At 48.4% G+C, this 26,393-nt stretch carries 29 protein-coding genes; all 29 read right to left on the bottom strand.

Annotated features, from left to right (window positions below; genetic code table 11):
• Nucleotides 1-317: 317 nt before the first annotated feature.
• The 29 genes from lysS to ADS79_RS14310 all read right to left on the bottom strand — a co-directional run bounded on the left by lysS (nucleotide 318) and on the right by ADS79_RS14310 (nucleotide 26,267).
• Entirely contained in the window at nucleotides 318-1,838 is a 1,521-nt protein-coding gene (gene lysS / locus ADS79_RS14440) for a lysine--tRNA ligase (RefSeq protein WP_049739139.1), read from the bottom strand.
• 104 nt (nucleotides 1,839-1,942) lie between these two features.
• A complete protein-coding gene (greA, locus tag ADS79_RS14435; RefSeq protein WP_049739138.1) occupies nucleotides 1,943-2,419 on the bottom strand; it encodes a transcription elongation factor GreA in 477 nt (158 codons plus the stop codon).
• A 219-nt stretch (nucleotides 2,420-2,638) separates the two neighbouring features.
• Nucleotides 2,639-3,667 (bottom strand): tRNA dihydrouridine synthase DusB, encoded by a 1,029-nt coding sequence (gene dusB / locus ADS79_RS14430; protein WP_049739137.1) that lies wholly within the window; start codon nucleotides 3,665-3,667, stop codon nucleotides 2,639-2,641.
• A 67-nt stretch (nucleotides 3,668-3,734) separates the two neighbouring features.
• On the bottom strand, nucleotides 3,735-3,944 hold the full coding sequence (locus ADS79_RS34375) for a helix-turn-helix domain-containing protein (RefSeq protein WP_084765873.1): 210 nt from the start codon (nucleotides 3,942-3,944) through the stop codon (nucleotides 3,735-3,737).
• On the bottom strand, nucleotides 3,896-4,426 hold the full coding sequence (gene folK, locus ADS79_RS14425; RefSeq protein ID WP_049739136.1) for a 2-amino-4-hydroxy-6-hydroxymethyldihydropteridine diphosphokinase: 531 nt from the start codon (nucleotides 4,424-4,426) through the stop codon (nucleotides 3,896-3,898). Before folK ends, ADS79_RS34375 begins: the two co-directional genes overlap by 49 nt.
• Complete coding sequence (folB, locus tag ADS79_RS14420; RefSeq protein ID WP_049739135.1) at nucleotides 4,423-4,794, bottom strand: dihydroneopterin aldolase; 372 nt, start codon at nucleotides 4,792-4,794, stop codon at nucleotides 4,423-4,425. Before folB ends, folK begins: the two co-directional genes overlap by 4 nt.
• On the bottom strand, nucleotides 4,787-5,986 hold the full coding sequence (folP, locus tag ADS79_RS14415; protein WP_141261180.1) for a dihydropteroate synthase: 1,200 nt from the start codon (nucleotides 5,984-5,986) through the stop codon (nucleotides 4,787-4,789). Before folP ends, folB begins: the two co-directional genes overlap by 8 nt.
• Nucleotides 5,987-6,037: 51 nt before the next feature.
• Entirely contained in the window at nucleotides 6,038-6,883 is an 846-nt protein-coding gene (gene pabC / locus ADS79_RS14410) for an aminodeoxychorismate lyase (RefSeq protein WP_049739134.1), read from the bottom strand.
• Between the two features lie 33 nt (nucleotides 6,884-6,916).
• On the bottom strand, nucleotides 6,917-7,651 hold the full coding sequence (gene tatC, locus ADS79_RS14405) for a twin-arginine translocase subunit TatC (RefSeq protein ID WP_049739141.1): 735 nt from the start codon (nucleotides 7,649-7,651) through the stop codon (nucleotides 6,917-6,919).
• Nucleotides 7,652-7,731: 80 nt separating this feature from the next.
• A complete protein-coding gene (gene tatA / locus ADS79_RS14400) occupies nucleotides 7,732-7,971 on the bottom strand; it encodes a twin-arginine translocase TatA/TatE family subunit (RefSeq protein ID WP_049739133.1) in 240 nt (79 codons plus the stop codon).
• A gap of 20 nt (nucleotides 7,972-7,991) precedes the next feature.
• Complete coding sequence (locus ADS79_RS14395) at nucleotides 7,992-9,635, bottom strand: PhoX family protein (RefSeq protein WP_049739132.1); 1,644 nt, start codon at nucleotides 9,633-9,635, stop codon at nucleotides 7,992-7,994.
• A 190-nt stretch (nucleotides 9,636-9,825) separates the two neighbouring features.
• Entirely contained in the window at nucleotides 9,826-10,410 is a 585-nt protein-coding gene (gene pabA, locus ADS79_RS14390; RefSeq protein WP_049739131.1) for an aminodeoxychorismate/anthranilate synthase component II, read from the bottom strand.
• Complete coding sequence (locus ADS79_RS14385) at nucleotides 10,411-11,928, bottom strand: anthranilate synthase component I family protein (protein ID WP_049739130.1); 1,518 nt, start codon at nucleotides 11,926-11,928, stop codon at nucleotides 10,411-10,413.
• Between the two features lie 120 nt (nucleotides 11,929-12,048).
• A complete protein-coding gene (cysK, locus tag ADS79_RS14380; protein WP_049739129.1) occupies nucleotides 12,049-12,981 on the bottom strand; it encodes a cysteine synthase A in 933 nt (310 codons plus the stop codon).
• 81 nt (nucleotides 12,982-13,062) lie between these two features.
• Complete coding sequence (locus ADS79_RS14375; protein WP_049739128.1) at nucleotides 13,063-13,965, bottom strand: peptidyl-prolyl cis-trans isomerase; 903 nt, start codon at nucleotides 13,963-13,965, stop codon at nucleotides 13,063-13,065.
• A gap of 49 nt (nucleotides 13,966-14,014) precedes the next feature.
• Nucleotides 14,015-14,887: an Hsp33 family molecular chaperone HslO gene (hslO, locus tag ADS79_RS14370; protein ID WP_049739127.1), complete on the bottom strand. Its 873-nt coding sequence runs from the start codon at nucleotides 14,885-14,887 to the stop codon at nucleotides 14,015-14,017.
• A 174-nt stretch (nucleotides 14,888-15,061) separates the two neighbouring features.
• Nucleotides 15,062-16,006, bottom strand: a complete 945-nt coding sequence (locus tag ADS79_RS14365) for a sigma-70 family RNA polymerase sigma factor (RefSeq protein WP_049739126.1) — start codon at nucleotides 16,004-16,006, stop codon at nucleotides 15,062-15,064.
• A gap of 260 nt (nucleotides 16,007-16,266) precedes the next feature.
• Nucleotides 16,267-17,226: an ABC transporter ATP-binding protein gene (locus ADS79_RS14360; RefSeq protein ID WP_049739125.1), complete on the bottom strand. Its 960-nt coding sequence runs from the start codon at nucleotides 17,224-17,226 to the stop codon at nucleotides 16,267-16,269.
• 26 nt (nucleotides 17,227-17,252) lie between these two features.
• Nucleotides 17,253-18,170 (bottom strand): C40 family peptidase, encoded by a 918-nt coding sequence (locus ADS79_RS14355; RefSeq protein ID WP_049739124.1) that lies wholly within the window; start codon nucleotides 18,168-18,170, stop codon nucleotides 17,253-17,255.
• A 2-nt stretch (nucleotides 18,171-18,172) separates the two neighbouring features.
• Nucleotides 18,173-19,267, bottom strand: coding sequence for a dipeptide epimerase (locus ADS79_RS14350; protein WP_049739140.1), 1,095 nt, complete (start codon nucleotides 19,265-19,267; stop codon nucleotides 18,173-18,175).
• Nucleotides 19,268-19,411: 144 nt separating this feature from the next.
• Complete coding sequence (locus ADS79_RS14345; protein ID WP_049739123.1) at nucleotides 19,412-21,073, bottom strand: peptide ABC transporter substrate-binding protein; 1,662 nt, start codon at nucleotides 21,071-21,073, stop codon at nucleotides 19,412-19,414.
• Nucleotides 21,074-21,203: 130 nt separating this feature from the next.
• Nucleotides 21,204-22,229: an ABC transporter ATP-binding protein gene (locus tag ADS79_RS14340; protein ID WP_049739122.1), complete on the bottom strand. Its 1,026-nt coding sequence runs from the start codon at nucleotides 22,227-22,229 to the stop codon at nucleotides 21,204-21,206.
• Nucleotides 22,230-22,234: 5 nt separating this feature from the next.
• Nucleotides 22,235-23,122, bottom strand: coding sequence for an ABC transporter permease (locus ADS79_RS14335; RefSeq protein ID WP_409362441.1), 888 nt, complete (start codon nucleotides 23,120-23,122; stop codon nucleotides 22,235-22,237).
• Nucleotides 23,123-23,148: 26 nt separating this feature from the next.
• Nucleotides 23,149-24,087, bottom strand: coding sequence for an ABC transporter permease (locus ADS79_RS14330; RefSeq protein WP_049739120.1), 939 nt, complete (start codon nucleotides 24,085-24,087; stop codon nucleotides 23,149-23,151).
• Between the two features lie 134 nt (nucleotides 24,088-24,221).
• Nucleotides 24,222-24,563: a DUF3870 domain-containing protein gene (locus ADS79_RS14325; RefSeq protein ID WP_049739119.1), complete on the bottom strand. Its 342-nt coding sequence runs from the start codon at nucleotides 24,561-24,563 to the stop codon at nucleotides 24,222-24,224.
• 138 nt (nucleotides 24,564-24,701) lie between these two features.
• Complete coding sequence (locus tag ADS79_RS14320; protein WP_049739118.1) at nucleotides 24,702-25,265, bottom strand: hypothetical protein; 564 nt, start codon at nucleotides 25,263-25,265, stop codon at nucleotides 24,702-24,704.
• Between the two features lie 55 nt (nucleotides 25,266-25,320).
• Nucleotides 25,321-25,740: a hypothetical protein gene (locus ADS79_RS14315; protein WP_049739117.1), complete on the bottom strand. Its 420-nt coding sequence runs from the start codon at nucleotides 25,738-25,740 to the stop codon at nucleotides 25,321-25,323.
• Complete coding sequence (locus ADS79_RS35455; protein ID WP_162490618.1) at nucleotides 25,740-25,883, bottom strand: hypothetical protein; 144 nt, start codon at nucleotides 25,881-25,883, stop codon at nucleotides 25,740-25,742. The genes ADS79_RS14315 and ADS79_RS35455 overlap by 1 nt, the downstream gene beginning before the upstream one ends.
• A gap of 12 nt (nucleotides 25,884-25,895) precedes the next feature.
• Nucleotides 25,896-26,267 (bottom strand): hypothetical protein, encoded by a 372-nt coding sequence (locus ADS79_RS14310; protein ID WP_236699988.1) that lies wholly within the window; start codon nucleotides 26,265-26,267, stop codon nucleotides 25,896-25,898.
• Nucleotides 26,268-26,393: the final 126 nt, after the last annotated feature.

Raw genomic sequence — 26,393 nt, 5'->3', positions numbered from 1 at the left:
GGCAAATCATTTAATGATAGACTCATTAACGCTTTCGCTGTTCAGTTTTCAAAGAGCATTTTCGCAACAACCATTTCATCTTATCAGGTTGTCCAAGTCGTGTCAACAACTTTTTTGAAGTTTGTTTATCAGCGACTTCATCAATCTATCACATAACCGGATAGAAAAGCAAGTATTAATTTTTCAATCGGTTGTGATTGATGTATGTAAAAAGAAGAACAGGACTTACTATATCACCTAAAACATTTTAGCGCAAGTGAAAATAAAAAAACCGCCTGAATTCATTTCAGACGGTTTTTCCACTTAGTGATTCTCTTTTAGTCACGAGCCCGCATATGCGGGAACAACAGTACATCGCGGATCGAAGGAGAGTTGGTCAAGAGCATTACCAAACGGTCAATCCCGATACCGAGTCCCCCTGTAGGCGGCATTCCGTATTCCAAAGCTTCGATGAAATCATCATCCATTTCATGCGCTTCGTCATTACCTGCTTCTTTTTCCAAAAGCTGTGCCTCAAAACGCTCACGTTGATCGATTGGATCGTTGAGCTCAGTAAAGGCATTCGCATGTTCACGCGCAACGATAAACAGCTCGAAACGATCTGTAAAGCGAGGATCCTGATCGTTCTTTTTCGCCAATGGAGAAATCGCCACTGGGTGACCGTATACAAACGTAGGCTGAATCAGTGTATGCTCCAGCTTTTGTTCAAAAAACTCATTTACCACGTGACCAAAGGTATGGTGAGGCTCTACGGAAACCCCATGCTCTTTCGCCAGAGCGCGGGCCTCATCATCGCTCATTTCCTTCCAGAAATCAACGCCAATTTCATCCCTGATCAAATCAACCATATGAACACGACGCCATTTTGGAGTCAAATCGATTTCATTGCCTTGGTACTGAATTTTCATCGTACCCAGCACGTCTTGTGCAATATGGGCAATCAATTCTTCTGTCAGTGTCATGATGTCTTGGTAGTCAGCGTATGCCTCGTACAGCTCGATCATCGTAAACTCAGGATTGTGTCTTGTAGAAATACCTTCGTTACGATAAACGCGGCCGATCTCATATACCTTTTCCAGACCACCAACAATCAGACGCTTCAGATGCAGCTCAATCGCGATACGCATATACAACTGCATGTCCAACGCATTGTGATGCGTAATAAATGGACGAGCAGAAGCACCACCAGCAATTGCATGGAGCGTTGGGGTTTCAACCTCTAAATAGCCGAGGTTGTCCAAATAGCGGCGCATCGAAGTCAAAATACGGCTGCGCGTAATAAACGTGTCACGAACTTCAGGGTTTACAATCAAATCAACATAGCGCTTGCGGTAGCGCGTTTCGATATCTTTCAAGCCATGATATTTTTCTGGCAATGGACGCAAAGATTTTGTCAGGTAAGTCAGCTCTTTTGCCTTTACGCTGAGCTCTCCTGTTTTCGTTTTGAATACAACACCTTGAACACCGAGAAGATCGCCGATGTCGCTCAGGTCAAAAACCTTGTGAACATCTTCACCGATCGTATCCTGGCGTACATAAATTTGAATTTGGCCAGAACGGTCCAATAGTTGCGCAAAGCTCGCTTTCCCCATTGCACGCTTAGCCATAAGGCGGCCAGCGATTGTGACCACGTTTTCTTCGGCTTCCAGCTCTTCTTTGGACTTGTCGCCAAATGCTTTCACAATATCAGCAGCATGGTGAGTCTGCTCGAATTTTTTACCGAACGGATCGAAGCCCCACTCGCGAATTTGGTTCATTTTATCATGACGCACTTGAAGCAGCTCGTGAAGCCCTTCCTGTTGCTGTTCTTCCTGTTGCAAATCTTGCTCGTTAGACATTGTATCCACTCCTCTAAAAAATACCTACGTTAACAATATTGTACAAAGCGATTAAATAACGATGCGGCGTACCTTTACTAAAAGGTACGCCACTGGGCTACTACTTACAAGTTAATGTCAAGAATCTCATACTGAATGGTACCAGCTGGTACGTTTACATCTACAACTGCGCCCTTTGCTTTACCCAGAAGCGCTTGACCTACTGGAGACTCATTGGAGATTTTGTTGTTCATCGGATCAGATTCTGCAGAACCGACAATCGTGTAATCTACCACATCTCCGAACTCCAGATCCTTCAGACGCACTCTGGAGCCTACACTTACAACTCCGGTATCCACATCATCATTAGTGATGATACGAGCATTGCGGAGCATTTTCTCGAGAGTCAAAATACGGCCTTCAATGAACGCTTGCTCATTTTTAGCTTCTTCGTACTCCGAGTTCTCGCTAATATCACCAAAGCTGATCGCTTCTTTAATTCGAGCCGCTACTTCCTTGCGTTTAACCGTTTTCAAATCTTCGAGCTCTTGTTCAAGTCTCGATAAACCTTCTGGTGTAAGGATGACTTCTTTTTCGGACATGATTCAATTCCCCCGTTTTAAAAAAATGATTCCATTTGTACTGGGTAAAGTACAAAGGATTATATGTAGTTGTTCTATACAATATACAGCCAAGACACAATCATTGTGAGCTTTCAAAGGTAAAGCTGCCAGGTTGGACTGGCAGCTTGACTCCCAATATTACGGAGTATTATAGGATATGAAGGAACCCTTGTCAATGTCTGGAATGAGTATCCAAATCTAGTAGCTAACCGCCTCATTTTGTGCGGTTTCTACGGGTTCTTCACTGTCATCTGCGTAGTTTTCTACCCAATCGACATAGTCTAACAACGTACGACGAAGCTCATCTTCGGTTTCGACGGCATTTACCAAATTCTTTGTTTGGGTAGCACCCCGCAAGCCCTTTAAATACCAGGCAGCGTGTTTGCGCATTTCAAGCACACCTACTCGAGGACCTTTCAATGCAATCAAACGCTCTGCATGTAAAAGACAGATTTCCATCTTTTCGCGTACGGATGGCTCAGATACCAGCTCACCAGTCGTCAAATACTGAATGGTGCGATACAGCATCCATGGGTTACCAAGTGCTGCGCGTCCAATCATAACCCCATCGCAGCCGGTTGTATCCAGCATGCGCCGAGCATCTTCTGGGGTAGCCACATCACCGTTGCCGATTACCGGAATGGAGACTGCTTCTTTCACTTTGCCAATCCAGCTCCAGTCGGCATGTCCCTTGTACATTTGCACGCGAGTTCGGCCGTGAACAGCAATCGCTTTCCCACCTGCACGTTCTACAGCGCAAGCATTATCGAGGACATACAAGTGTTCTTCGTCCCAGCCCAGTCTCATTTTCACGGTGACCGGCTTATCGACAGCATCAACAACCGCAGAAACGACTTCATAAATCTTTTCAGGATCCAGCAGCAGGCGTGCACCTGCATCGCAGCTCGTAATTTTTGGAACAGGACAACCCATATTAATATCGATGATGTCCGCATTCGTATTCTGGTCTACATATTTCGCCGCTCCGACCAATGTTTCCTTGTCGCCACCAAAAATCTGCAAACTAAGCGGTTTTTCGCGCTCATCGACAAAAAGCATATCCAGCGTCTTTTTGTTTCCGTGCATAATGGCCTTATCACTAACCATCTCCGCACATACCAGTCCTGTACCAAATTCCTTGGCAATCAAACGAAAGGCTGGATTACACACTCCGGCCATCGGAGCAAGTACTACGTTATTTTTTAACTCAACATTTCCGATTTTCATCTATATTGACCTCCTTTTCCCGTTTTCCAATCGGGTTCTTGGAGAGGACAGACCTTTCCAAAAGTCATCATTTATTTATAGCACATAATTCGTCATAGTCGACCTGTAAAGTGCTGGCGATCTTGCGCAAAACCGGTTCGGTAGGCGTTCTGGTACCTCGTTCAAGTGAACCAACAAAAGACAGTGACACACCCATCTTTTCCGAAAAAGACTGTTGTGTATACCCTTTTAGCTTCCGGAAGGATCTAATTCGATTTCCCAATTGACTGTTCCCCACTCACGTACCCCCTTGTGATCCTCTACCAATAAAGAAAGATAGTGTTCAATCGTATGGTTGTACTCAGGCAGAGCTCCGCCCTCCCATATATCACGCAATGGTACCAGCACAAACGCCCGCTGGCTGATGCCCGGATGTGGGATTACGAGATGCTCCTCTGATATGCGGGACTGACCGTACAATAACAGATCAATATCAATCGTACGCGGTCCCCACCGAATGGTGCGCACACGACCAAGCTCCCGTTCCACTTCCAGAGCTGTATTCAGCAGCTCATCTGGCGACAGAGAGGTTTCGATAGCAATTGCCATATTGAGAAAAGCATCCTGCTCCACATTTCCAAAAGGCTCCGTTTCATAAACAGAAGAAGCCCGAAGAATGCGGATGCCTGGTTGATCATTTAGCTTTCTCAGCGCCTGTCTCAGAGTCTCGGCACGATCTCCCAGATTGGAACCTAAGGCGATGTACGCACAAACCGTCATAAAGCAAAATCCTCTCTTTTGCGTATCATCTCGATCGCTACACCTTCATAGTGACCCTTGATAGGCGGATTCGGTTTGGTTACCTTCACTTTTGCTTCTGTCAGAGGAAATTGCGTAAGCAGCTGCCGAGCAACTTCTGTGGTCAGCCTTTCCACCAGGTTATAGCGTTCGCCCTCTACTACCTTTTGCACACAGGAAAAAACCTCTGCGTAATTCACAGTATCCGTAAGATCGTCACTTGCCCCCGCGCGAGATAAATCGATGGACAGCTCGAGATCGACCATAAAACGTTGTCCCAGCTCTGCTTCCGCTCCATACACCCCGTGGAAACCATAAAATGACATACCGCTGAAGAAGATTTTATCCAACGGGAATGCCCCCCTTTAACATTGCGTCCATCATCTTGGTAACGCGCTTCATTTCCTTCACATCGTGTACCCGGACCATGTGACAGCCTTTCGCCACACCGAGCGCGACTGTCGCAGCCGTCCCTTCCACTCGCTCATCAACAGGAAGGTCGAGCACGTGTCCGATCATTCTTTTTCGGGAGGTAGCCAGCAAGACGGGATAACCCAAAGCAACCAGATCATCGAGACGTCGCATCGTTTCCAAGTTCTGATCCACGGACTTCACAAACCCGATTCCCGGATCGAGAATGATCTGCTCTTGTTTGACACCTGCATCCAAAGCAATCTGCACCGACTCTCGCAGATCTTTTATATAATCTGCAAAGAAATCGGTGTAATCGGTGTTCGTGCGATTGTGCATCAAAATAATGGGGACACCATGACGGGCAGCGACCCCAGCCATCTGCGGATCACGCTTGGCTCCCCATACATCATTGATAATATGTGCTCCTGCCGCTATCGCCCGATCAGCTACCACCGCTTTATAGGTATCAATCGAAAGCGGAACGTCCAGCTCCGCGGACAACAAACGGATAATCGGCAACACGCGATCAAGCTCTTCGGCTTCATCCACCGGCTCCGCTCCCGGTCTTGTCGATTCTCCGCCAATGTCAATGATGTCAGCACCTGCCTCGACCATCGCACGAGCCTGGGCCAAGGCCTGATTCAAATCAACAAATCGTCCACCGTCTGAAAAAGAGTCCGGCGTCACATTCAAAATCCCCATGACCAGCGTTCGCTCGCCAATCGGCAGCACGTGACGACTACAAACCAGTTCGCGACGATTGCGCAGCTGTGCAGGTCTAGCTAAAATCTCCCGTACCTCTGCCGCTGCAGCACGCAAACCTGCCGTCCTGTCACCCATACGCTCGAGCATCTGCTCCAGCTGCTTTTGCCCGGCTAGTAGAAGGACATACACGGTTTCTTCTTTTACCGGATCAGCCGAAATGATAGCTTCAGCACCTACAGACAGCATGTCCTCCTGCAATAGAAGAGCATCTGATCGAATCAAGTTTTCCACATGAATCATCAAGCCTGCTCCCCAGTTAGCGGCCAATCGCTCACATTCAGGAGATGCAATGCCCCTTTTCGACAGCTCCGATACCATTTCTGCATGATTAGCCGCGTGAATTCGGAATGGATTGTACTTCATAGCCTTACTCCCTTTTCCGTCTTAGCATGTTGATTAGTAGCATACCATAATTTACTCTTCCATCGCTATAGAATGACGGTAGGCGCGGTGCAGTTCACGGGTGAATTTACCGTAGACAGACGCGATCAAATGACCATCAATTTCTTGCACGGGAACGATCTCTTGTACGGAATTCGTGACAAAGATTTCATCTGCCAGAAGCAGCACTTCCCGCCCGAAGCGCCCCTCCACGATCGGCATGGATAATTGAGCGGCTAGCTTCAGAACGTGCTGACGAGTTACTCCATCCAATATGCCCGTGTCCAGAGCAGGCGTAAACAAGCTGCCATCCTTTATCCAGAACAGATTGCTTACTATGCCTTCAGCCAGATAGCCATCGTGCGTCAAAAACAAGCCCTCTACATCAGGCTTTGCTCCAAGCTCTTGTCTTGCCAAAGCATTATTGAGGTAATTATGCGACTTGAAGCGCTGATGTCCTTCTACTGTCTGACGAGCCAAGGACAGCGTCAGCAGCTTTTTTGGCTGGGGCGGATCTTGCAGAGCAGCAACTGGTTTGGCAAACACAAATAACGCTGGGCGCTCATAGCCATCCGCAACTAGTCCAACTCCCTCTGCTCCAGCTGTCACACTCAATCGCACGTACGCATCACGTAATTCATTGGCATCTACTGTTCGCAAAATCGCCTGCTTCAGCTCTTCCTTTGACCAGGCAGGACGAATTTGCAACGCCAAAAGCCCGGAGCTCAGCCGGGCATAATGGGCATCCCACAAAAACAGTTTGCGGTCGTACACACGCAAGGTTTCAAATAAGCCGATTCCGTATAAAAATCCATGGTCTAATACAGATACCGATGCCTCTTCAGCTGGACAAATCGTTCCATTCACATATACGTGCATGCATGCTCGCTCCCGATAATATTGTCGAGAGCATCATACCATATTTTCAGATGATAGCGCAGTTTCCCGAGTGCGTTTTCCGTGTATGAATCGAGAGATCGAAATCGATAGTTCATACAAAATGATCAGCGGTACAATGACCATGATATCTGACAGAAAATCAGGTGGCGTGATTGTAATGGAAATGATGGACAGCACCAGGTAAGCCGGCTTTCGCATTTTCGCCAGTCGATGCGGATTCAAAATGCCTAAATGACTCAGAAAAAGAACGATTACAGGCAGCTCGAACAAAAGCCCAAAAGGCAGACACAGATTTAGCATAAAGGTAAAGTAATCGTTTGCGGTAATGACCAGCTCAAAATTTCCGTTGGATAAGCCGAGGACAAATTGATACATCATCGGAAACAGCACAAAGTACGCAAATGACAGTCCAAAGAGAAACAAGAAAAACAGCGCCGGAATATACATCAGTGCGATCTTTCTCTCTCGCTCCTCCAGCGCCGGAACAACAAAGCGCCACGCCTGATAGGCAGCTACAGGAATCGTCAACGCCAAGGCACCGACTCCAGACAATTTGATATAGATCGACAAAATATCTCCTGGACCGAGAATCGCCAGTTTTTCTCCCGAATGATTGGCGAGCGCCTGATATATGTGATCGACAAATAAAAAGCAAACCACCATGCCAACGACAAGTGCCGACAAAACAATCAAAAGCCTGCGACGCAAATCCGTCAAATGCTCCAGAAAGGGCATTTCTTGATTCACATGATTTCCCCCCGGGTAAGCTGATTTTGAAAAGGAAAAGCGATGCGTAACAAAGCGCACCGCCTTCCTTCGCAAACTGATTAGTTGACTCGCTTCAACGCGTCCTCGCTGCTACTTACGGAAAGATCAACGACCGCTTCCTTTTTGGACTTGCCCCTGTCATCGTCGTCTTCCTTGGTCAAGTCTTTGGTTGCTGATTTGAATTCTGTCAGTGTACGCCCAAAGGCGCGACCAATCTCAGGAAGCTTGCTTGGCCCGAAAATCACCAAAGCAATAATCAGGATCAGGATCAGACCAGGAATTCCAATACTGGATAACATCGTTTGCTACACCCCTTGTCCTAGAAACCGGTGATGGCGACCACACTCGGCATCGCTACAGAGCTGCCGCCTTTTGGCCAATGGCTGGTAGGCTTGTCATGCGACTTGAGGTTTTCACCTGGATGCTGAACAGACAGGAACAACGTTTTTTCATCAGGTGTAAACCATGGACCCGTCATTTCCGAGCCAACTGGGCCAGAAGCGAATTGGGAAGCGATTCCTTTACTATTTCCCGAGGTTGGGATAAAGAATACACCATTATTGCCAAATGGCTTGAAAATACCTGTGTTGATGGAGGAAGAAGAGATATCTGTCACAACCCACAGATTGCCCGCACTATCAAACGCCATATTGTCAGGAGCTGCAAAGCCGCTTTGCGGACCACCCGCCGCAAAAATTTCAAACGTAAACTCGAGTCCAGCGTGGTTGTTATCAGTTTCAAACAGACGAACGATTTGCCCGTAGAAATTGCCGTGCTTGTCATTGTTCGTCAGAGCGATAAAGATCGAGCCATCAATTGGATGCACTTCCAGGTCTTCAGGGCGATCCATTGGCGTCGCTCCCACAGCTTTTGCTGCATCCCGGCAGTTTACCAAAACATCAGCCTGGGAAGCGAACAATGGCTTTCCTTCGCCGTTTACCGCCTTTTTCAGGGCATCATTCGTTGCATAATCCAGGGCTACCCATTTTCCTTTACCAAAGTTGGCAACAAACAGCGTACCCTCTTCCAGAAGCTTGGAGTTGTTTTTTCCAGCCTTCGGATCAAATTTGCCTTTGGACACGTATTTGTACACGTACTGGTCTTTGGCGTCGTCGCCCATATATACGACTAGCTGGCCGGATGGAGCGAGTACCATTGCTGTATTTTCATGAGAAAAGCGTCCAAGTGCTGTATGCTTTTTCGGAGTGGATTTCGGATCGAATGGATCTACCTCGATTACCCAGCCGTATTGATTTACATCTTGCAGCTTGCAATCACTGACAACATCCATATAGTTCTCTTCACAGGAGAGCACTGTATTCCAGAACGTAACCCCACCAGAGCAGTTCGCAAAGGTACCGATTGCTTCTTTGGCAACAGACGCTGCTGGTCCAGTCAGGACATGCTTAGTCAAGCCACTGACACGGCGACCGTATTTGGAATCGCCCACGAGCTTCCAGCTGCCATTTTCCTTTTTCACTTCGATAACAGAGCCGCCCAATGCGTACAAATACTTCTCGATTTGCGCGGATGTACGTTTGTTATCGTCTGGATCGGCAGTCAATGTATCATAGCCAGTGACGTAATATTCTAACTCACCCAAATATTCGTGATTTACCCACAAGAGTCCATGATCTGGTTTCCCGTCGATGGGTAGAAAACAGGTGAAATCGTTGTTAAAGCCGAACGTATCGCCAGCTGCATTAATTTTATCGCCATAAGAAGCAACGACGTCGTATGTAAAGCCTTCTGGAAGGACTAGGTCATCTTTGGTTGTCGGATGAATTTCTTTGAACTTTGGATTAAATGGATGTTTTTTTGAATCCAGTCCAAACAGGTGATCAGCTGTTTTTCCCGAGATAGCGCTACCCGCTGCGAGTGCAGGAATCCCTGTAGCTACCGAAGCCAATGCTGCTGTACCTGCACCTAAATAGGTTAAAAATTGCCGACGATTTACATCCATTCCATATCGCTCCTTTTTTCTGTTACTTTCTTCTAATTGTACGAGCGTTATATCTAGGCTGGATGAATCCTATATAAAGAGTGTGTAAACAAAACATCACATCATCACATCCACTTTTACGAAAAGCGTCGTGACGTTTTTCACACAAAAATACCGCCCGATGATCAGGCGGTATTCATTCATCTCTTCGTTAACTTGTTGTATGGCGCGCATAGGTACTGAGGAAATTTTTCAGCAGCTGCTTGCCATGCTGCGTGATAATCGATTCCGGATGGAACTGAACACCTTCAATCGGGTATTCGCGGTGACGAACGGCCATGATTTCTCCTTCGGCTGTTCGTGCCGTTACTTCCAATACACTCGGCATCGATGCTTCCTCCACAATCAGGGAGTGATAACGGGCTGCGGTAAACGGAGACGGAATGTCTTGGAAAATTGTTTTTCCATCATGCAGGACTTCCGAGGTTTTTCCATGCATCAAGCGCTCCGCACGAATGACTTTGCCACCGAACACTTGACCTATGGACTGATGTCCCAGGCAAACGCCCATGATCGGAATTTTTCCGGCAAAATGACGAATCGCATCCATGCTGATTCCTGCCTCGTTCGGTGTGCATGGTCCTGGCGAGATCATCAAATAGTCCGGTGCCAGCCGCTCAATCTCCTCAAGCGTGATTTTGTCATTGCGGTGTACCTGCAGCTCTTCTCCCAGCTCACCCACGTATTGCACCAGGTTGTAAGTAAACGAATCGTAATTATCAATCATCAAAATCATCTAACTCATCTCCTCTAGGCTCTTCTTACTCATTCTCTGCTCGCAAAGCTCAAGTGCTTTCCATAACGCTTCTGCCTTTTTCAATGACTCACGATACTCTGCCTCTGGCACTGAGTCAATCACAATACCTGCCCCTGCCTGAACATGAGCAACGCCATCCTTTACCACCATCGTTCGGATCGCAATGTTGACCTCGACCTCGCCATTAAAGCCAAACCAGCCGATCGATCCCGTGTACACGCCTCGCTTGACTGGCTCCAGCTCTTCGATGATCTCCATCGTGCGAACTTTGGGCGCCCCTGTAATGGTTCCACCTGGAAAGGCTGCTGCTACGGCATCAAACGCATCCTTGTCATCGGCAAGCTCTCCTTTGACATGAGAGACGATGTGCATGACGTGGGAATATTTCTCCACAACCATGAATTCGCTCACTCCCACGCTGCCAAAGCGGCAAACTCGCCCCAAGTCATTGCGTTCCAAATCCACCAGCATGACGTGTTCGGCGCGTTCCTTTTCATTATCGATCAGCTCACGTGCCAAAGCCTCGTCCTGGGCATCTGTTTGTCCGCGTGGCCTCGTACCGGCAATCGGACGCGTATGCACCTCGCCATTCTTCACCTTTACCAATAGCTCTGGTGAAGCGCTGACAAGCTGAAACTCGGGAAAGCTCACATAGCCCATATACGGCGATGGATTCAGCTTGCGCAGGACCTCGTACACTTCTGGAGGTGATACCTCTAAAGGCTTGCTCTGCCGCACAGACAGATTCACCTGGAAAACGTCCCCTTGGGAGATGTACTCTTGCACACGGCTCACGGCTGCTTCGAACTGATCCTGGGCAAATGATACCTCCACAGGAGTCTCATGCGACAACGGTCTTTTCCGCAGAGCTTCCCAATCGGTGTGATCCGTGTCCATCGCTAACGAGGTTACCATAGCCAAGCGTTTTTCGATAAGCTCGGTCATTTGCTGATAGACCTCTTCACTCAATGTTTCAGCTGGCAAATGGGTCAGACAGATGATTTCTCGTGCCTCATGATCAAAGACTAGAAGGTCTTGCATCATCATAACATACAGGTCTGGCAACTGTAAGTCGTCTGTCGCGATCTGTGGAAGTGTCGGTTCAAAAAAGCGGTTCATGTCATAGCTCATGTACCCGATGGCGCCTCCAGAAAAATCAGGCAACTCTGGAATGACCGGCGTCTTGTAGCGCGCAAGCAAACTCCGCAAGGCATCCAACGGGTTTTCATCCAAAAGACTCTCCACCTGACCGTCCGTGTATGTGACAACCGCCTCTCCCTGCCCGCTACGCATGGTAGCAATCGGCTGATATGCCAAAAACGTATACCTGCCAGCTCGTCCGCTCTCCAAAAGGACGGCATCTTGCAAAGATGGCTGCAAGGCTTTTAGCACTTGCCATGGATCTATATGGGATGCCCATTTACCACGAACAGCTAGCGGGATTAACGAAAAGGTATTGGCGTAGTTCTGGCAATCTGTATAACTAGGGAATGGCACTCCACTTCACGCTCCGGTCTTTTACAGTAGTATTATCCGTTCATTATATAGGCGGTCTATATGTAATGAAAAGACCACGGTGCATAAAAAGACACACCGTGGTCGCGTAAATTTTTCCTCTTAGTCTTCGAATTGATAAAGTGGAGTGGACAGATAGCGCTCGCCATTGGATGGGATGATCGCGATGACCTTTTTACCCTTCCCTAGCTTTGCCGCGACTTGCAGTGCAGCATGAATGGCAGCTCCAGAGGAGATTCCGCCCAAGATGCCTTCTGTACGAGCAACACGGCGCGCTGTTTCGAAAGCATCCTCGTTCTCTACCTTGATAATTTCATCGTAGATACCGGTATCCAGAATTTGCGGTACAAAGCCTGCTCCGATCCCTTGAATTTTATGCGGCCCTGGTTTTCCTCCAGATAGTACAGGGGAAGCCGCAGGCTCTACTGCAACAATGTGTACATTCGGATAATGCTCGCGCAGCACTTGACCGACACCAGTGATGGTTCCACCGGTTCCGATCCCGGAGATAAACGCATCTACACCGCCGATTTCCTGTGCTTGCTCCAGCAGCTCTCGCGCAGTCGTTTCACGGTGAATCGCAGGATTGGCGAGGTTATTGAATTGTTGTGGAATGAAATAGGTGCTGTCTTCTTTCGCCAGCTCTTCCGCTTTGCGGATCGCTCCACCCATTCCCTCAGCTCCTGGTGTCAGAACGAGCTGCGCACCATATGCACGCAATAAATTGCGACGCTCAATACTCATCGTTTCTGGCATGACCAAAATGGACTTGTAGCCTTTTGCAGCCGCTACCATAGCAAGACCAATCCCGGTATTTCCGCTCGTAGGTTCAATAATTGTATCACCGGGTTTTAGACTTCCATCTGCTTCTGCCGCCTCAATCATGGCGAGTGCGATACGGTCTTTTACACTGCTACCTGGGTTGAAAAACTCCAGCTTTAAATAAATATCTGCAATATCTTCGGTGACAACACGATTCAGCTTCACTAATGGTGTGTATCCAATCAAATCAGTAATGGAATTCGCCACGCGCATATGTCCTGCCCCCTCATTTTTAATAGCCGAGTAAAACGCTAGGATTTATAGTTTTAATTATATCAACGGTTGCCCATTTGGTCAATGAGGCATTTGCCCAGAAATCTGAACACCTACTGACTTTCGCAACTGCTCAAGAACGGTATCGAGCGACTCCACCTGCGCATAAGCTACCTCTCGCCGCAATTCCTCTTTGACTTCCTCAAAGGAACGTTTTTCTTCATCCCTTTTTTCTTCAATGCGATAGATGGCGTATTGATCGCCGACTTTTACTACTGTGCTATTTTTATTCGTTTCCATTTCAGCAAGCACCGTTTTTGCCTCATCCGGCAGGCGAGATCCGTTCATCGAAATCCACCCCATGTCGCCTCCATTCGCAGCTGTCAGGTTATCGATGGAGCGTTCCTTGGCGAGTGTTTGAAAATTGGCTCCCTGTGTGAGCTCTGCCGATACTTGTCCCGCTTCCTTTTGAGATGCAACTACAATTTGATACAAATGCAGCTGCATGGGCTTGGAGTATCGTAGTGGGTTGTTGTTGTAGATCGTTAGCAATTCATCGTCTTTAACCGTTATGTCCTTGGTTGCAAGCGCTTGCAGCAACATCTGGTATGTAATTTCCTGCTTCAGCGCTTCCAGACTCGTTCCCGCTTGCCGTTTCAGCGCTTCCTGAAACTCGCTGTCCGTTTGGCTTCCGTAGCTCTCTTTAATTTGTGCCACTTCTTTATCCAGTTGCTTTTGATCCACAGTGATCCCTAAACGCTTTGCTTCCTGGAAAACGACCTCGCGATTGATCATGTCATCCAGCACCTGCTTGCCGAACTTCTGTTTGAGTGCAGCGACATACTCCGCTTCACTAATCGTCTTGTCTCCTACTACAGCGGCAGACTGGAGCTTGCCGGACGACTGGTAATAGCCCCATGTCACGGCAAGCAACAGCAATACGAGTGCTCCAATGAATGCCCACAACCCTTTGACGTTGGTCATGCCACCCTCTCCTCGCCCTCAAACCACGCTTACATGTCGCTTACGATGTTTACATTTCGTTCAAGATGTCTGTGAGCGCAGCTTCGTCATAATAATAGCGTTCATTACAGAAATGGCAGTGTACTTCTGCCTCACCTTGCTCATCGATCATGCTTTGCATTTCCTCGCGTCCCAGGCTGATGAGTGCTTGGGTCACTTTTTCCTCCGAGCATTTACAGTGGAATTTGATCTCGGTGCGGCTGAGGTATTTCGGCTCGTCTAACACTCTCGCCAAAATTTCCTCTGGTGTCAGTCCTTCACCAATCATGCGTGACACTTGCGGCAATTGGCTCAGGCGCTCCTCAATCTGTGCCACCACTTCATCTGGCGTGAAAGGCATCAGCTGAAGAATAAAGCCACCTGCAGCGAGTACCGACCGGTCCTCTGGGTTCACAAGCACACCTACACCGACCGCTGATGGAGTCTGCTCGGACATGACGAAATAATACGTGAAGTCCTCTCCGATTTCTCCAGAAACGATCGGGGAGCTTCCTTGGTACGGCTCCTTCAACCCAAGATCCTTGGTCACGTAGACGAACCCTTCTGTTCCCACCGCACGTGCCACATCCAGCTTGCCTTTGTCATTGAGCTCAAAATGAGTGTGTGGCTCGGTAACATAGGCGACCCCTTCGCCATGTGCATTCACTTCTGCCACGATCTGGCCGATTGGGCCTCCCCCTTTTACTTTGACATTGATGCTTTCGTTTCCTTTTAGCATGGCTCCCATCATTAACGACACGGTTAGCGTACGACCTGCTGCCGCAGTTGCTGTATTCCACATGTCGTGGCGACGACGGATTTCCTCTACAATATCTGTCGTACGTGCCGCAAACGCGCGCACATGTCCGTTAAAGCCTGTTGCTCTTATTAAATAATCGCTCATCTGGCGATCCTCCTTTTGGCATAAAAAAATCTGAACCTGCTTGTAACAGTGTACCACAAGAAATGGTGGCTACGCTTCTGCCCCCATGCTTCCCAAACACTTCTACTTTTCCATGCGCAAACCTGCGCAAAAAAACCCCCTCTGCCAAATGAGAGGGGGTCACAACTTCATCGTTTACGTTAAATATTCTTTTAAAACTCGGGAAGCCTTTTGTGTGCGCAGCCGATCAATCGTGGTTGCCTCGATCTGCCGAATACGCTCACGGGTAAGACCAAACATCTTGCCTACTTCCTCCAACGTGTAAACCTGATCATCATACAAACCATAACGCATGGAAATGATCTCTTGCGCGCGTGGACTCAAGCGTTCCAGTGCGGCGCGCATCTGTGAGCGTAAATCGACCTTTTCGATCCAGTCATCGAGGGATGACAAGCCATCATCCATGATCTCCGCATAGCTGAGGCACTCATCTTCATGCCCGGCCATCCATGAATCGTCATCCGGTTCTGCGTCGATGGACTCCATTTTCATCATCAAGGCGAGCTCAATCGCATCGACCTTTTCTAATGGAATGTCTAGCAAACCGGCAATTTCATGGCGATCGGGGGTACGATTCAACGCTTGTACGAGATGCAGTACTTGTTTTTGATACTGACGAATCTGTTCGTGCATGTGAACAGGGATCCGAATCAAGGTCCCTTTGTCGTTGATCGCTCGCGTAATCGCCTGGGATATCCACCAATGCGAGTAATGATAGAGACGAACACCACGGCCCACGTCGAACTTGTCAATCGCGGTAAACAAACCAATCGTGCCCTCCTGAATCAAATCCAGGAAAGGCATACCTCTTTTCAGATGTCTCAGAGCCGTACTGACGACATAGCGCAGATAGGCTCGCACAAGAGTTTCGCGAGCATCCAGATCGCCATCCTGTTGATAGCGGACCAGACACGCTAGCTCTTCTTCTTTGTCCAACATGGGTGTTGCAGCGACACTTTCCAAAAACAGCAAGGCAGACGTGTCTGATCGCAGTGATCGTGGCACGGTGATTCCTAACTGAGCTTCGACTTCCCGCCAACGTCGGGGAGTAGAATGGAATGAGGAGGTACTCAAAGTCATATGCAACCCTCACTTTTCCTGGAATGGAAGACTCACGATGAAGGTAGGCGAATAACGAAATGGTTTACTGTAACCGTATTTCGACAAAACTTGTTTGATTCCTGCCAGTTTACAGAATATTAACAGTTCTCCTACCTGATTTTGCTGGTAACCCTTCCTTAATATAGGGCTCCTTCCACGTCAAAAAAACCATCCCCAGAAGGCAGGGATGGTATCTGAACTTTGTCGAATTTTCTGTTGCAATTTCCCACTCGCCATCCTCACTCATACAAATGACAGGCGACAAAATGACCCGTGTCAACTTCCTGCCAAGCAGGCTTTCGGCTCGCACAAACCTCTTTTGCTACAGGGCAGCGCGTGCGGAACACACAGCCGCTCGGCGGATTGATTGGGCTTGGCACATCCCCTTCGATAATGGTACGCTCGCGACTTTTCTCCAGATCCGGGTCCGGGACAGGAATTGCAGATAAAAGTGCCTGCGTATATGGATGCTTGGGGGATTCGTAGAGCTTTTCACTTTCTGTCATTTCCACCATATTGCCCAGATACATCACACCGATGCGATCACTGATATGCTTTACCATTGCCAAATCATGCGCGATAAACAAATACGTGAGGCTTTGCTCGCGCTGCAAAGTTTTCATCAGATTGACGACTTGTGCCTGAACAGATACATCCAGGGCAGAAATCGGCTCATCTGCGATAATGAAGCGCGGATTGACGGCAAGTGCCCGCGCGATGCCAATACGTTGTCGTTGCCCCCCACTGAATTCGTGGGGAAAACGGTTTGCATGTTCTTTTTGCAGGCCAACCATTTCCAGCAGCTCGATTACGCGTTGCATCCGCTCTTTGCCCTTGTATAGACCATTTAGATTCAAGCCTTCGGAAATAATCTCGGAAATATTCATGCGCGGATTCAAGGACGCGTACGGGTCTTGGAAAATCATCTGCATGTTGCGGGTAATTTTTGCACGTTCCCCGCTTGAGGCTTTATGAACATTTTGCCCATCAAACAATACCTCGCCCGAAGTCGGCTGATACAGGCCGATAATCGTACGGCCGGTCGTTGATTTCCCGCAGCCAGATTCCCCTACCAGTCCAAACGTCTCTCCCTCATATATTTCGAAGGAGATACCGTCCGCCGCTTTCAGTGAGAGTCCTTTTTCCAACGTAAAGGTTTTTGTCAGGTTCTTGACCTGGACCAGCTTCTTTCTTTCCATCTGGCCATTCCTCCCCCATTATCCATTTACCAGTATCGTCTGGAGACAGAATGTTCCTTTTCCAGCTTGTAGCCATCCAGCTTGACGATTTCGATGGCACTACGGGAGTCTGGCGAATGAATCATTTCCCCATTTCCCATATAGATGCCCACGTGATGGACTCTTCCTTTTCCTTCTTCGTAAGCGAAAAAGAGCAGATCGCCAGGGAGCAAATCTTCTTTTTCTACCAATTGACCCGCTCTCGCCTGATCAGAGGCATCGCGCGGGATTTGAATCCCTACGGAACGGTGCATGTTGTAGGCAAAGCCTGAGCAGTCATATCCATAGGAGGACATGCCACCCCATAGGTAGTGCAGGTTAAGGAATCGTTTACCCGTTTCTACAATCATTTCTCCGCGATTTCCGGTCAGCTCCACTGGCTCATTGGCATTTACGATCCGTACGTCTTCTTTTCGCAGGAGCGCTGTGCCGTCTGGTGTCGCTACTGTTACCCAGCCCTCTGTTTCTTCTATTAGAGGCAGTCTGGTCAAAAAGGCAAGCTCCATTCCTGGCTCTTTGTCGGTATTGTGTAAATGAGTAAATGCCGCAGTCACCAGCGCCTGCTTTTGACCCTCGCTTACGTCAAAGGCAGGGGTCCACGGAGAGAGCTGATGAGATGGAATCCAGCCTGGATAGCCTTTTTCATTTTTGTTGCAGGTCTGGTCAGGAATCAGCACATGGGACCACTCGCCCTGCTCCTCGCCCACCTCTACTCGTGTTCCGTACAGCGCCTGTGTCTGAATCGCATTGTTGTCGTAGAATCCAAGCTTTTCATCAATCGTGAGTGAAGCAAGCCAGCTGCGAGCATATACTGGTGTACCCAGAGCTAACTGGTCGATGTCACGCGGAGATTCCGGTTTGGTCCAAACAGTCGCTACCGAGACAGAAACGATCGCTGTTTTCATATTTATTTTCCTCCCTCCCATAAGCTAACAGAGCGCAAGCCAAGACCTGGCTCCTTCTGCATCTTCATCAAGCGTCCCTCGTAGGTTACGCCGCCGTCGATTCCGTCGTGCAGAAGCATCAATGGCGCATCGAAGTCAAAGCGAGTGATGTTTTTCTTACTAGCCGCAAAATGTGCCGCTGCCGATACTGCCAGGCGTGATTCGATCATGCTGCCAACCATGCATGGAATACCGTGCTCTTCAGCCATTTGGTTGATCAATTGAGCTTTGAAAATGCCGCCTGCTTTCATCAGCTTGATGTTAATCATGTCAGCCGCCCGGTTTTGGAGAACCTGCAACGCCTGAGCCGGCGAAAATACACTCTCGTCAGCCATGATCGGCGTATCGACTGAATCCGTTACCCGCTTCAAGCCCTCCAGATCATGCGCTTTTACAGGCTGTTCAATCAGCTCGATGCCAAGACCCATGTCCTCCATTTTGCGAATGGACTGAACCGCTTCTTTTACATTCCATCCCTGGTTGGCATCAAGACGAATCTTCACCTGATTGCCCACAGACTTACGAATTTCCTGGATGCGCAAAATATCGTCCTCAATATTGTCTTTACCGACCTTGATCTTCAGAACATGAAAGCCCTCTTTCAAGTACGCCGCTGCGTCCTCACCCATTTCCTTCGGGGAGTTCACGCTTACCGTATAATCGGTTTCCAGCTTGTCGCGATAACCTCCGAGGAATTGGTACAAAGGCATTCCGGCACGCTGCGAAATGAGGTCATAGAGAGCAATGTCTACAGCAGCTTTTGCGCTTGTATTGCCCACCATAGACTGATGTAAGGTTTGGAATACTTGCTCATAGGCAATCAGATTCAGGCCGATGAGTTGTGGCTTCATCGTATTGAGGATGGCAGATTCGATGCTTTCGATGCTATCACCTGTAATGACGACGGTAGCAGAAGCCTCGCCCCAGCCTACCATGCCATTGTCACATGTGATTTTGACCAAAACAGACTCCAGACTGTGCACCGTACGCAATGCAGTTTTAAAAGGTTTTTTCAACGGAACAGATATCCGTTTTACCTCGATGGCTTGAATAATCATGTTTTCCTCCATCTTCTCTAGCATTCTTTCTATCTCTATTTTTCTGTAATGACATACTAAATTATAGCACTATTAAAACAATCAGCAAAAAAGGGGGGAGAGTCATTCCATCCGCCTGAAATGACTTCTCCCGCAAAGCTGTTATTACTTCACAACGGCTTTTCTCAAGTCCGTGTAGCTGAGGGAAGAGCTGACAATTCCACTCACCTTGTCGCTGGAGAGAAGAGACGTGTTATAGAAGTACAGTGGTGCGATTGGAGCATCGTTCACCAAAACTTTCTCTGCGTCATGCAGCATTTGCATACGTTTTGCATCATCTGGCTCTTTGTAAGCCCCTTCGATCAGCTTGTCGTATTCCGCGTTTTTCCAGCCCGTACGGTTGCTACCACTCTTCGATTGGAAAATGTCGAGGAAGTTGATCGCATCTCCGAAGTCAGGCAACCAGGAAGAACGTGCAATTTGGTACTGCAATTGCTTTTGCATATCGGTCAGTACTTTTCCTTCTACTTTTTGCAGCTTCACATCTACGCCGAGAGTTTGCTTCCACATTTCTTGTGCCGCTTGCGCTGTTTTCTCGTTAGCTGTTCCGCTGCGGTACGTGAGCGTAACCTCAGGAAGTTGTGTGTAGCCTTTTTCTTTCATACCTTGCTCCAGCAGCTTTTTCGCTTCTGCTGCATCGAACTTCACCAACTCGCCGCCTACTTGACGGAAGTCGCCCGAACCGTTTGCATCTGGCAAGCCAAAGGATACGAAGGCTGTTCCTGGCTTTTGCTGGCGCATCAGAACGAGGTCAACCAAGGTTTGACGGTCGATCGCCATGCTGAACGCTTTACGGATATTGGCGTTGTCAAATGGCTCCTTGGTTACATTGAAGCGGTAGAATTCTGTACCTGCTCCATCTTTTACGTAAACCTTGCCTTCTTTGAACAGCTGGTCAGCCATATCCGCTGGAACAGTTGTTGTTCTGTGCAGCTCTTCGTTTGTAAACATTTGATACTCGGTATTCTCGTCATCGATCATTTTCCAAACGGCACCGGCCAGTGTTACGTTTGCCGCATCCCAGTAGTTCTCGTTTTTCATCATTTTCAATTCGCTGTCATGCGTCCATTCAGTCAGCTTGAATGGTCCATTACCGACGAATGTAGCGGCTTCAGCAGCCCACTTCGGATCTTTTTCGCCTGTCGCTTTATTTACAGGGAAGAAAGCCGGGTTGGATGCCAAGAGGAGTGTCCAGGACGCAGGCTGCGCCAGTACTACTTCCAGCGTTTTGTCGTCCAACGCTTTTACTTTTACATCTTCTACTTTACCTTTGCCGCTGTTGTAGGCTTCTGCACCTTCAATGATATAGGCGAGGAAGGATGCTGGAGATGCCAGAGCTGGATCGAGCATACGCTTCCATGCGTATTCAAAGTCATGAGCAGTTACAGGATCACCATTGCTCCATTTGCTGTCGCGCAGGGTGAAGGTATATGTTTTGCCATCCTCGGATACTTTCCATTCACTAGCTGCTGCTGGTTGAATCTTTTGATTCTCATCCAGACGAGTCAAGCCTTCCATCAGGTTGTTCAGGATGTTGTAGGACGGTTCATCAAAACCAATCGGCGGATCGAGAGAAGTAGGCTCCTTGATGTTGTTCAGGAGCAGGAGCTTCGCTGCTTGATCCCCTGGTGCCGTAGTATTCGGCTGATTATTGGCTGCTGGTGGTGCCGACTCATTATTCGCTGCCGGTTGGCCCGATGAACAGCCAGCTACAAGCATGGAAACAGCAAGTGAAGCAGAGAGCAGGACGGTTGATAATTTTTTCACTGTTTCTTCCCCCTTATACTTTTTATTTATATCGTAAAAGGATAGCGCCGTTGGACGACAACCTCTTTTACTCGATCAAAAAGCAGCTAAACCATGAGTCAGTCAGAGATTTTTCCTGAAAGACACCGAGCTACGTGCCTGTCGGTGCCTGCATCGCAGCCAGCATCTTTTTGGCCCTTGGATCTTGTAGCCAACAAGAGACAGAGTGCTTGCTGTGCAGATGTGATTCCGCAGGCTGGTAATTGCGACATACCTCCAGCGCGTAATCACAACGAGCAGCAAAGGCGCAACCGATTGGCGGAGCAAACAGATCGGGAGGAGTCCCGGGAATCGGGCTGAGCGGGATTTCGCGATCAGCATCGAGTCGCGGCATGGAAGCAAGCAAGCCCTTTGTATATGGATGCTGCGGATTGTAGAAAATGTCGCGTACCGGACCAGACTCTACTACCTTCCCGGCGTACATGACGTTTACCCGATCGGCAATCTTGGCAACGACACCCAAATCATGCGTAATGATGATGATCGAAACGCCTGTCTTTTGCTGAATGCTTTTAAACAGGTCAATAATTTGCGCCTGAATCGTTACATCCAGAGCAGTCGTTGGTTCATCCGCAATCAGGATGGATGGTTTACAGACGAGCGCGATCGCAATCATAATACGCTGGCGCATCCCGCCGCTAAATTGATGCAAATATTGCTTGAGACGGCTCTCCGGATTGGCGATCCCAACCAAGTGCAGAATTTCGATAGCCTGCCTGCGCGCTTCACTTTTGGCGACCTTTTGATGGCGGATAATTCCTTCCATAATCTGTTCACCAATCGAGAGCGTCGGATTGAGCGAGGTCATTGCATCCTGAAAGATCATGGAGATTTCTCTGCCGCGCAGCTCACGCATTTCCTTTTCGGGCAGCTTCGCAAGGTCCTGTCCCTTGAACATGATGCTGCCACCGGCAATTTTTCCGATATGCTCCGGAATCAAACGCATCACGCTGCGAGCAGTAACGCTTTTACCACAGCCGGACTCACCAACTATCGCCAGCGTCTCGCCTTTGTTCAAGCTAAAGCTCACATCTCGAACCGCATTTACTTCACCGCCATGTGTTTTAAAGACGACACGCAGTCCGCTTACTTCCAGCAATTTTTCTGTTTGATTCATGTCGCTTACCTCCTTGCCTTCGGATCGAATGCATCGCGCAAGCCATCACCGAGCACGTTAAACGCTAGCATCGTCAAGGAAATGAAGAAGGCCGGGAAAAAGAGTCTCCACCAATGACCAGATAAAATGGTCGGTAGTCCATCATTCGCCATTACACCCCAGCTGGCCATAGGCGCTTGGACGCCCAGACCGAGGAAGCTCAGAAACGCCTCCGAGAAGATCGCGGACGGTACGGACAAGGTCACGTACACGATGATGATACCGATTGTGTTTGGAAGCAGATGCTTGCGAATGATGTAGAACGGCTTTGCTCCCATCGTTTTAGCAGCCAGCACGTATTCGGAGCTTTTCATTTGCAAGACTTGACCGCGCACGGTACGAGCCATCCCAATCCAGCCGGTAGCACTCAAGGCGACGATAATCGTTCCCAGCCCTGGCCCCATAACAACCATGAGCAAAATGACGACGAGCAAATAAGGAAGTCCGTACAGAATGTCGACGAAGCGCATCATGATGTTATCGACTCGCCCGCCCACATAGCCGGCAATACCGCCATACAGAACACCGATGAAAAAGTCGATCAGCGCTGCCATAAAGCCGACAAACAACGAAATACGTGCCCCGTACCAGACACGGGTAAAGACATCTCGACCAAATTCGTCGGTACCAAACCAGTTTTTTTCAGTAGGTGCCTGATTTTTGGAGATAATCGACTGTTTGGAGTATTCATGACCGGATATCATGGGTCCAATCGTCGACATGACACCCAGCACGATAATAATGACCAATCCCATCAGGGCCAGCTTGTTTCCTCGCAAACGGAGCCAGGCTTCCTGCCAAAACGTAAGTTGAGGTCGCACAATCGCTTCCGAATTAAGGTTGTCTTTGCGCATTGGGATAAACAAGTCGTCAGAAACGATCATCCTTCGCTCTCCTTTCGGTGTAGCTTGATTCGCGGATCGATGATGCCGTATAACACATCGACGACAAACATCATGAAAATCAAGAGGGCACTATAGAAAACGGTCGTTCCCATAATCACGGAGTAGTCGCGGTTAATAATGCCAGCTACGAAATACTTGCCCATTCCGGGAATCGCAAAGATTTTCTCGATCACAAAGCTACCAGTCAAAACGTTGGCGATCAAAGCGCCAAGCAGCGTGACTACAGGCAAAATCGCATTGCGCAAGGCGTGCTTCAAAATAATCGTCGCTGGTGAAAGCCCTTTCGCGCGAGCGGTCTCGATATACTCCTGAGTCAATACCTCCAGCATGTTGGTGCGCGTCAGGCGAGCAATAATGGCGATTGGACCAAATCCCAATGCCAGAGCCGGCATAATGACGTGCTGCCAGGTACCCCAGGTCGCGGTCGGCAGCAGCTTCCATTCCACTGCCAAGTATTTGATAAGCAAGGGAGCAATCACAAAGCTAGGTATAGAGATACCGATTACGGCGATAACCATGGCTACGTAGTCAATCAGACGGTTATGCCTCAGTGCCGCAACGACGCCGAGTCCAATACCAGAGAAGATGGCAAACAGGACGGCTATGACACCAAGCTGAAACGATACGGGGAATCCGCGGGCAATCATCTTGTTCACAGTGTCCGCGCTGTTGGCAGTGGATGGACCCAAGTCAAACTGCACCAGCTTTTGCAGATAGAGTCCGTACTGGACCATCAAGGGCTTATCCAGGTTGAAATATGCATTGAGGTTTTGCTCTACAGAGGCATTGAGTGCTTTCCCTTCTCTTTCAAAAGGAGAACCCGGTACTGCGTGCATCAGGAAAAACGTGAGTGTAATGATGAGCCACAACGTAACGATCATGGAGATAAATCTGCGGAAGACAAAAGATAGCAAGGACTCTCCTCCTTTACATACAAAATCCGGTTAATCCAAAAAACCCAGCAAATGCTCGTTATAGCGGGCACTTGCTGGGTTTTACTTACGTGTATGCCGTGCATACGGATAAATAAAGCAGCCTATGGAGTTGGTTATTTTGTGATTTCTGCTTTACTTCTCGCGGTTATGGCCTGTTTGTACTTCTTTTGTGCATCCTTAAACGCTGCAATCAATGTTTTTTGCGAAGACCCAAAATACCGTAAGCGAATCTCTTCCCCTATCGCATCAGACGCGTAGATGGAGTGACCAATAAAGATCGATCGGGCAAAATCTGACGTCAGCTGGACAGTCGCAGAGCAAGCAGCCTCTACAATTTTGTCGTTGGAAGTATCGACAACCAACCCGATAAAAAACGCACTGAATTGCTGCGTAATCGGATTGTTGGAGGAAGATTGAGCATCGCCAACAATATAAATGGTCTCTTTATCAAACAAATCTAAAACCCCACTTTTACTATGCTTAAAAGACCGGCCATGCGGGACGTTCGGAGAGCGACTTCCTCACAATCGCAGGCTGGGTAAGCACTTTCTTACATAGTAACAGACAAATTCATAATTTGTAAATAAGTCTGACTAATCTTTCACTTCTTCAACAGAAACGACAGGAAAAGAGTGGGCGGGAAGCATTGGAAGAAAAGGGCGCTCGTCTACATAGGCAACGACTACATGGGATGGACCAACCATTGTTTTGGGTGCGAGACGCAGCTCTTCGCCCTGCTCGGTTACTACCGTGATCTGCAAACGCCCCCCTTTTGGACGCAGTCCCCCCGGTGTTGCTTGCTCTATGACAAACTTTTCTCCGTTGTATTGATAGCGTAATTGCAGATCGCGCTCCCACGAGCGAAAATCTACGTAGTAGCGGGTAAAGGAGATTGGATCTGTTGTCACACTATTAGCTGCTGGCATGAACGTCTCCTGCTCACGCACATAACCGCCATTTTCTTTCATACGCCTGTCAAAGCGTTGCATGGCATCGGCTTCGATCAGGTCAATTACCCCTTCTGTTTTCAGAATAGGATCGACAGCAAAGCTAGCATGATGGTTCGCCAGCTCTAGCAGCATCTTTACCTCAGCTTTCTTTTGCATGGCAATATCAGCATCCACCACAAACGCCCCAACGAGCAAAAAGAACAGGATGACCGATATGGATAAGACATTGATTCCCGTATCGTTAGCCTCCTAACTGGAGCGATTATGATAAGTCGTAATCCATCACATTAATCGTCCCTTGCCGGATGACTTGCAATGTTTTTGCAGGCATTGGAATCAGCATCGTAAACTGCGGAAAGGGAATCGACATTTGCAGCACAAACTCATCCTCATGGCTCCAAAGAATCGGATCAGCTGCGCGAATGCGAGTGACAGTGACAGCGAGCTCCGGCTCGGAGAGAGACATGCGTTTTTCTGTCAGCTCACGGGATATATATGCCCGTACCTCCTGCTGGATAAGAGCTTCATTCATACCGCCGTGATTGCTGACATATTTGGCAGCAGCAGCACTGACCTCCAGAAGCTCATTTCTTGCCTGAATCACCGTATGGGCTTGCAAAATACCTAACGGCACGACCAAAAGCACCATAACATTGAGAATAACTGCAATGAGCTGTCCCATCAGCTTGTACCAAAGCGAGTCACACTATTGAGCAACTCACCGAAAAATCGCGTGCATGCAGACAATAAATTATCAGGTCCGGCAATCAGAAGATTTACTGTCAAAGGCAGTACCAATGCTAGCAGTACCAAGATGGTAATCATTTTATTCACCCTCTACCACCTCGGATCAAAATATTCAGAGGGGCGGCTTCCTGCAAAAGAAAACGAAACCTCACCTTCCGCAAATCGATGCATCCATTGTGCGACTCTCGAAGGAGTGACCGTCAATGCAAGCGTCACAGATTCCTGCCTTTCCTTTCGAGCGCGCTCATTCTCTACTCGCGGCCAGCTCCCTGCAAATACATCCACACTTACGTCCCAGCCCAGATCCCCCATTTTTTCAAGGTAGTAATCGGCCAAAGAAGGCTCCAGATAGCCAATATCCTGCATGTCGTCGAGGATATCTGCATATATACCTCGAGCAATAGCTCGCTCCATCGCATACATGTGGTACGCTCCAAGTGCAGACGTAACAATGATCAACACCGACAAACATATAAGAAACACCTTAGCTTTTACCATTTACCCGAGAGCGCCCGTAACTTATTAATGAAAGATGACAGTCGCCGCTCTATACACCCTCTCCTGTTGTGTCTGGCGCAAATTTTCCTC

Source organism: Brevibacillus reuszeri, assembly GCF_001187725.1.
GTDB classification, from domain to species: domain Bacteria; phylum Bacillota; class Bacilli; order Brevibacillales; family Brevibacillaceae; genus Brevibacillus; species Brevibacillus reuszeri.
Note: the sequence above shows the minus strand (reverse complement) of the source record. Positions and strands in the feature narration are given on the sequence as shown.

Coding starts and splice junctions, on each gene's coding strand:
- lysS (WP_049739139.1), bottom strand. CDS start 1,838: ATGTCTAACGAGCAAGATTTGCAACAGGAAGAACAGCAACAGGAAGGG.
- greA (WP_049739138.1), bottom strand. CDS start 2,419: ATGTCCGAAAAAGAAGTCATCCTTACACCAGAAGGTTTATCGAGACTT.
- dusB (WP_049739137.1), bottom strand. CDS start 3,667: ATGAAAATCGGAAATGTTGAGTTAAAAAATAACGTAGTACTTGCTCCG.
- folK (WP_049739136.1), bottom strand. CDS start 4,426: ATGACGGTTTGTGCGTACATCGCCTTAGGTTCCAATCTGGGAGATCGT.
- folP (WP_141261180.1), bottom strand. CDS start 5,986: ATGAAGTACAATCCATTCCGAATTCACGCGGCTAATCATGCAGAAATG.
- pabC (WP_049739134.1), bottom strand. CDS start 6,883: ATGCACGTATATGTGAATGGAACGATTTGTCCAGCTGAAGAGGCATCG.
- tatA (WP_049739133.1), bottom strand. CDS start 7,971: ATGTTATCCAGTATTGGAATTCCTGGTCTGATCCTGATCCTGATTATT.
- ADS79_RS14395 (WP_049739132.1), bottom strand. CDS start 9,635: ATGGATGTAAATCGTCGGCAATTTTTAACCTATTTAGGTGCAGGTACA.
- pabA (WP_049739131.1), bottom strand. CDS start 10,410: ATGATTTTGATGATTGATAATTACGATTCGTTTACTTACAACCTGGTG.
- cysK (WP_049739129.1), bottom strand. CDS start 12,981: ATGCGCGTGGCGAATTCCATTACTGATTTGATTGGATACACACCATTA.
- ADS79_RS14375 (WP_049739128.1), bottom strand. CDS start 13,965: ATGACCAACGTCAAAGGGTTGTGGGCATTCATTGGAGCACTCGTATTG.
- hslO (WP_049739127.1), bottom strand. CDS start 14,887: ATGAGCGATTATTTAATAAGAGCAACAGGCTTTAACGGACATGTGCGC.
- ADS79_RS14365 (WP_049739126.1), bottom strand. CDS start 16,006: ATGACTTTGAGTACCTCCTCATTCCATTCTACTCCCCGACGTTGGCGG.
- ADS79_RS14360 (WP_049739125.1), bottom strand. CDS start 17,226: ATGGAAAGAAAGAAGCTGGTCCAGGTCAAGAACCTGACAAAAACCTTT.
- ADS79_RS14355 (WP_049739124.1), bottom strand. CDS start 18,170: ATGAAAACAGCGATCGTTTCTGTCTCGGTAGCGACTGTTTGGACCAAA.
- ADS79_RS14350 (WP_049739140.1), bottom strand. CDS start 19,267: ATGATTATTCAAGCCATCGAGGTAAAACGGATATCTGTTCCGTTGAAA.
- ADS79_RS14340 (WP_049739122.1), bottom strand. CDS start 22,229: ATGAATCAAACAGAAAAATTGCTGGAAGTAAGCGGACTGCGTGTCGTC.
- ADS79_RS14335 (WP_409362441.1), bottom strand. CDS start 23,122: ATGCGCAAAGACAACCTTAATTCGGAAGCGATTGTGCGACCTCAACTT.
- ADS79_RS14315 (WP_049739117.1), bottom strand. CDS start 25,740: ATGGGACAGCTCATTGCAGTTATTCTCAATGTTATGGTGCTTTTGGTC.
- ADS79_RS35455 (WP_162490618.1), bottom strand. CDS start 25,883: ATGATTACCATCTTGGTACTGCTAGCATTGGTACTGCCTTTGACAGTA.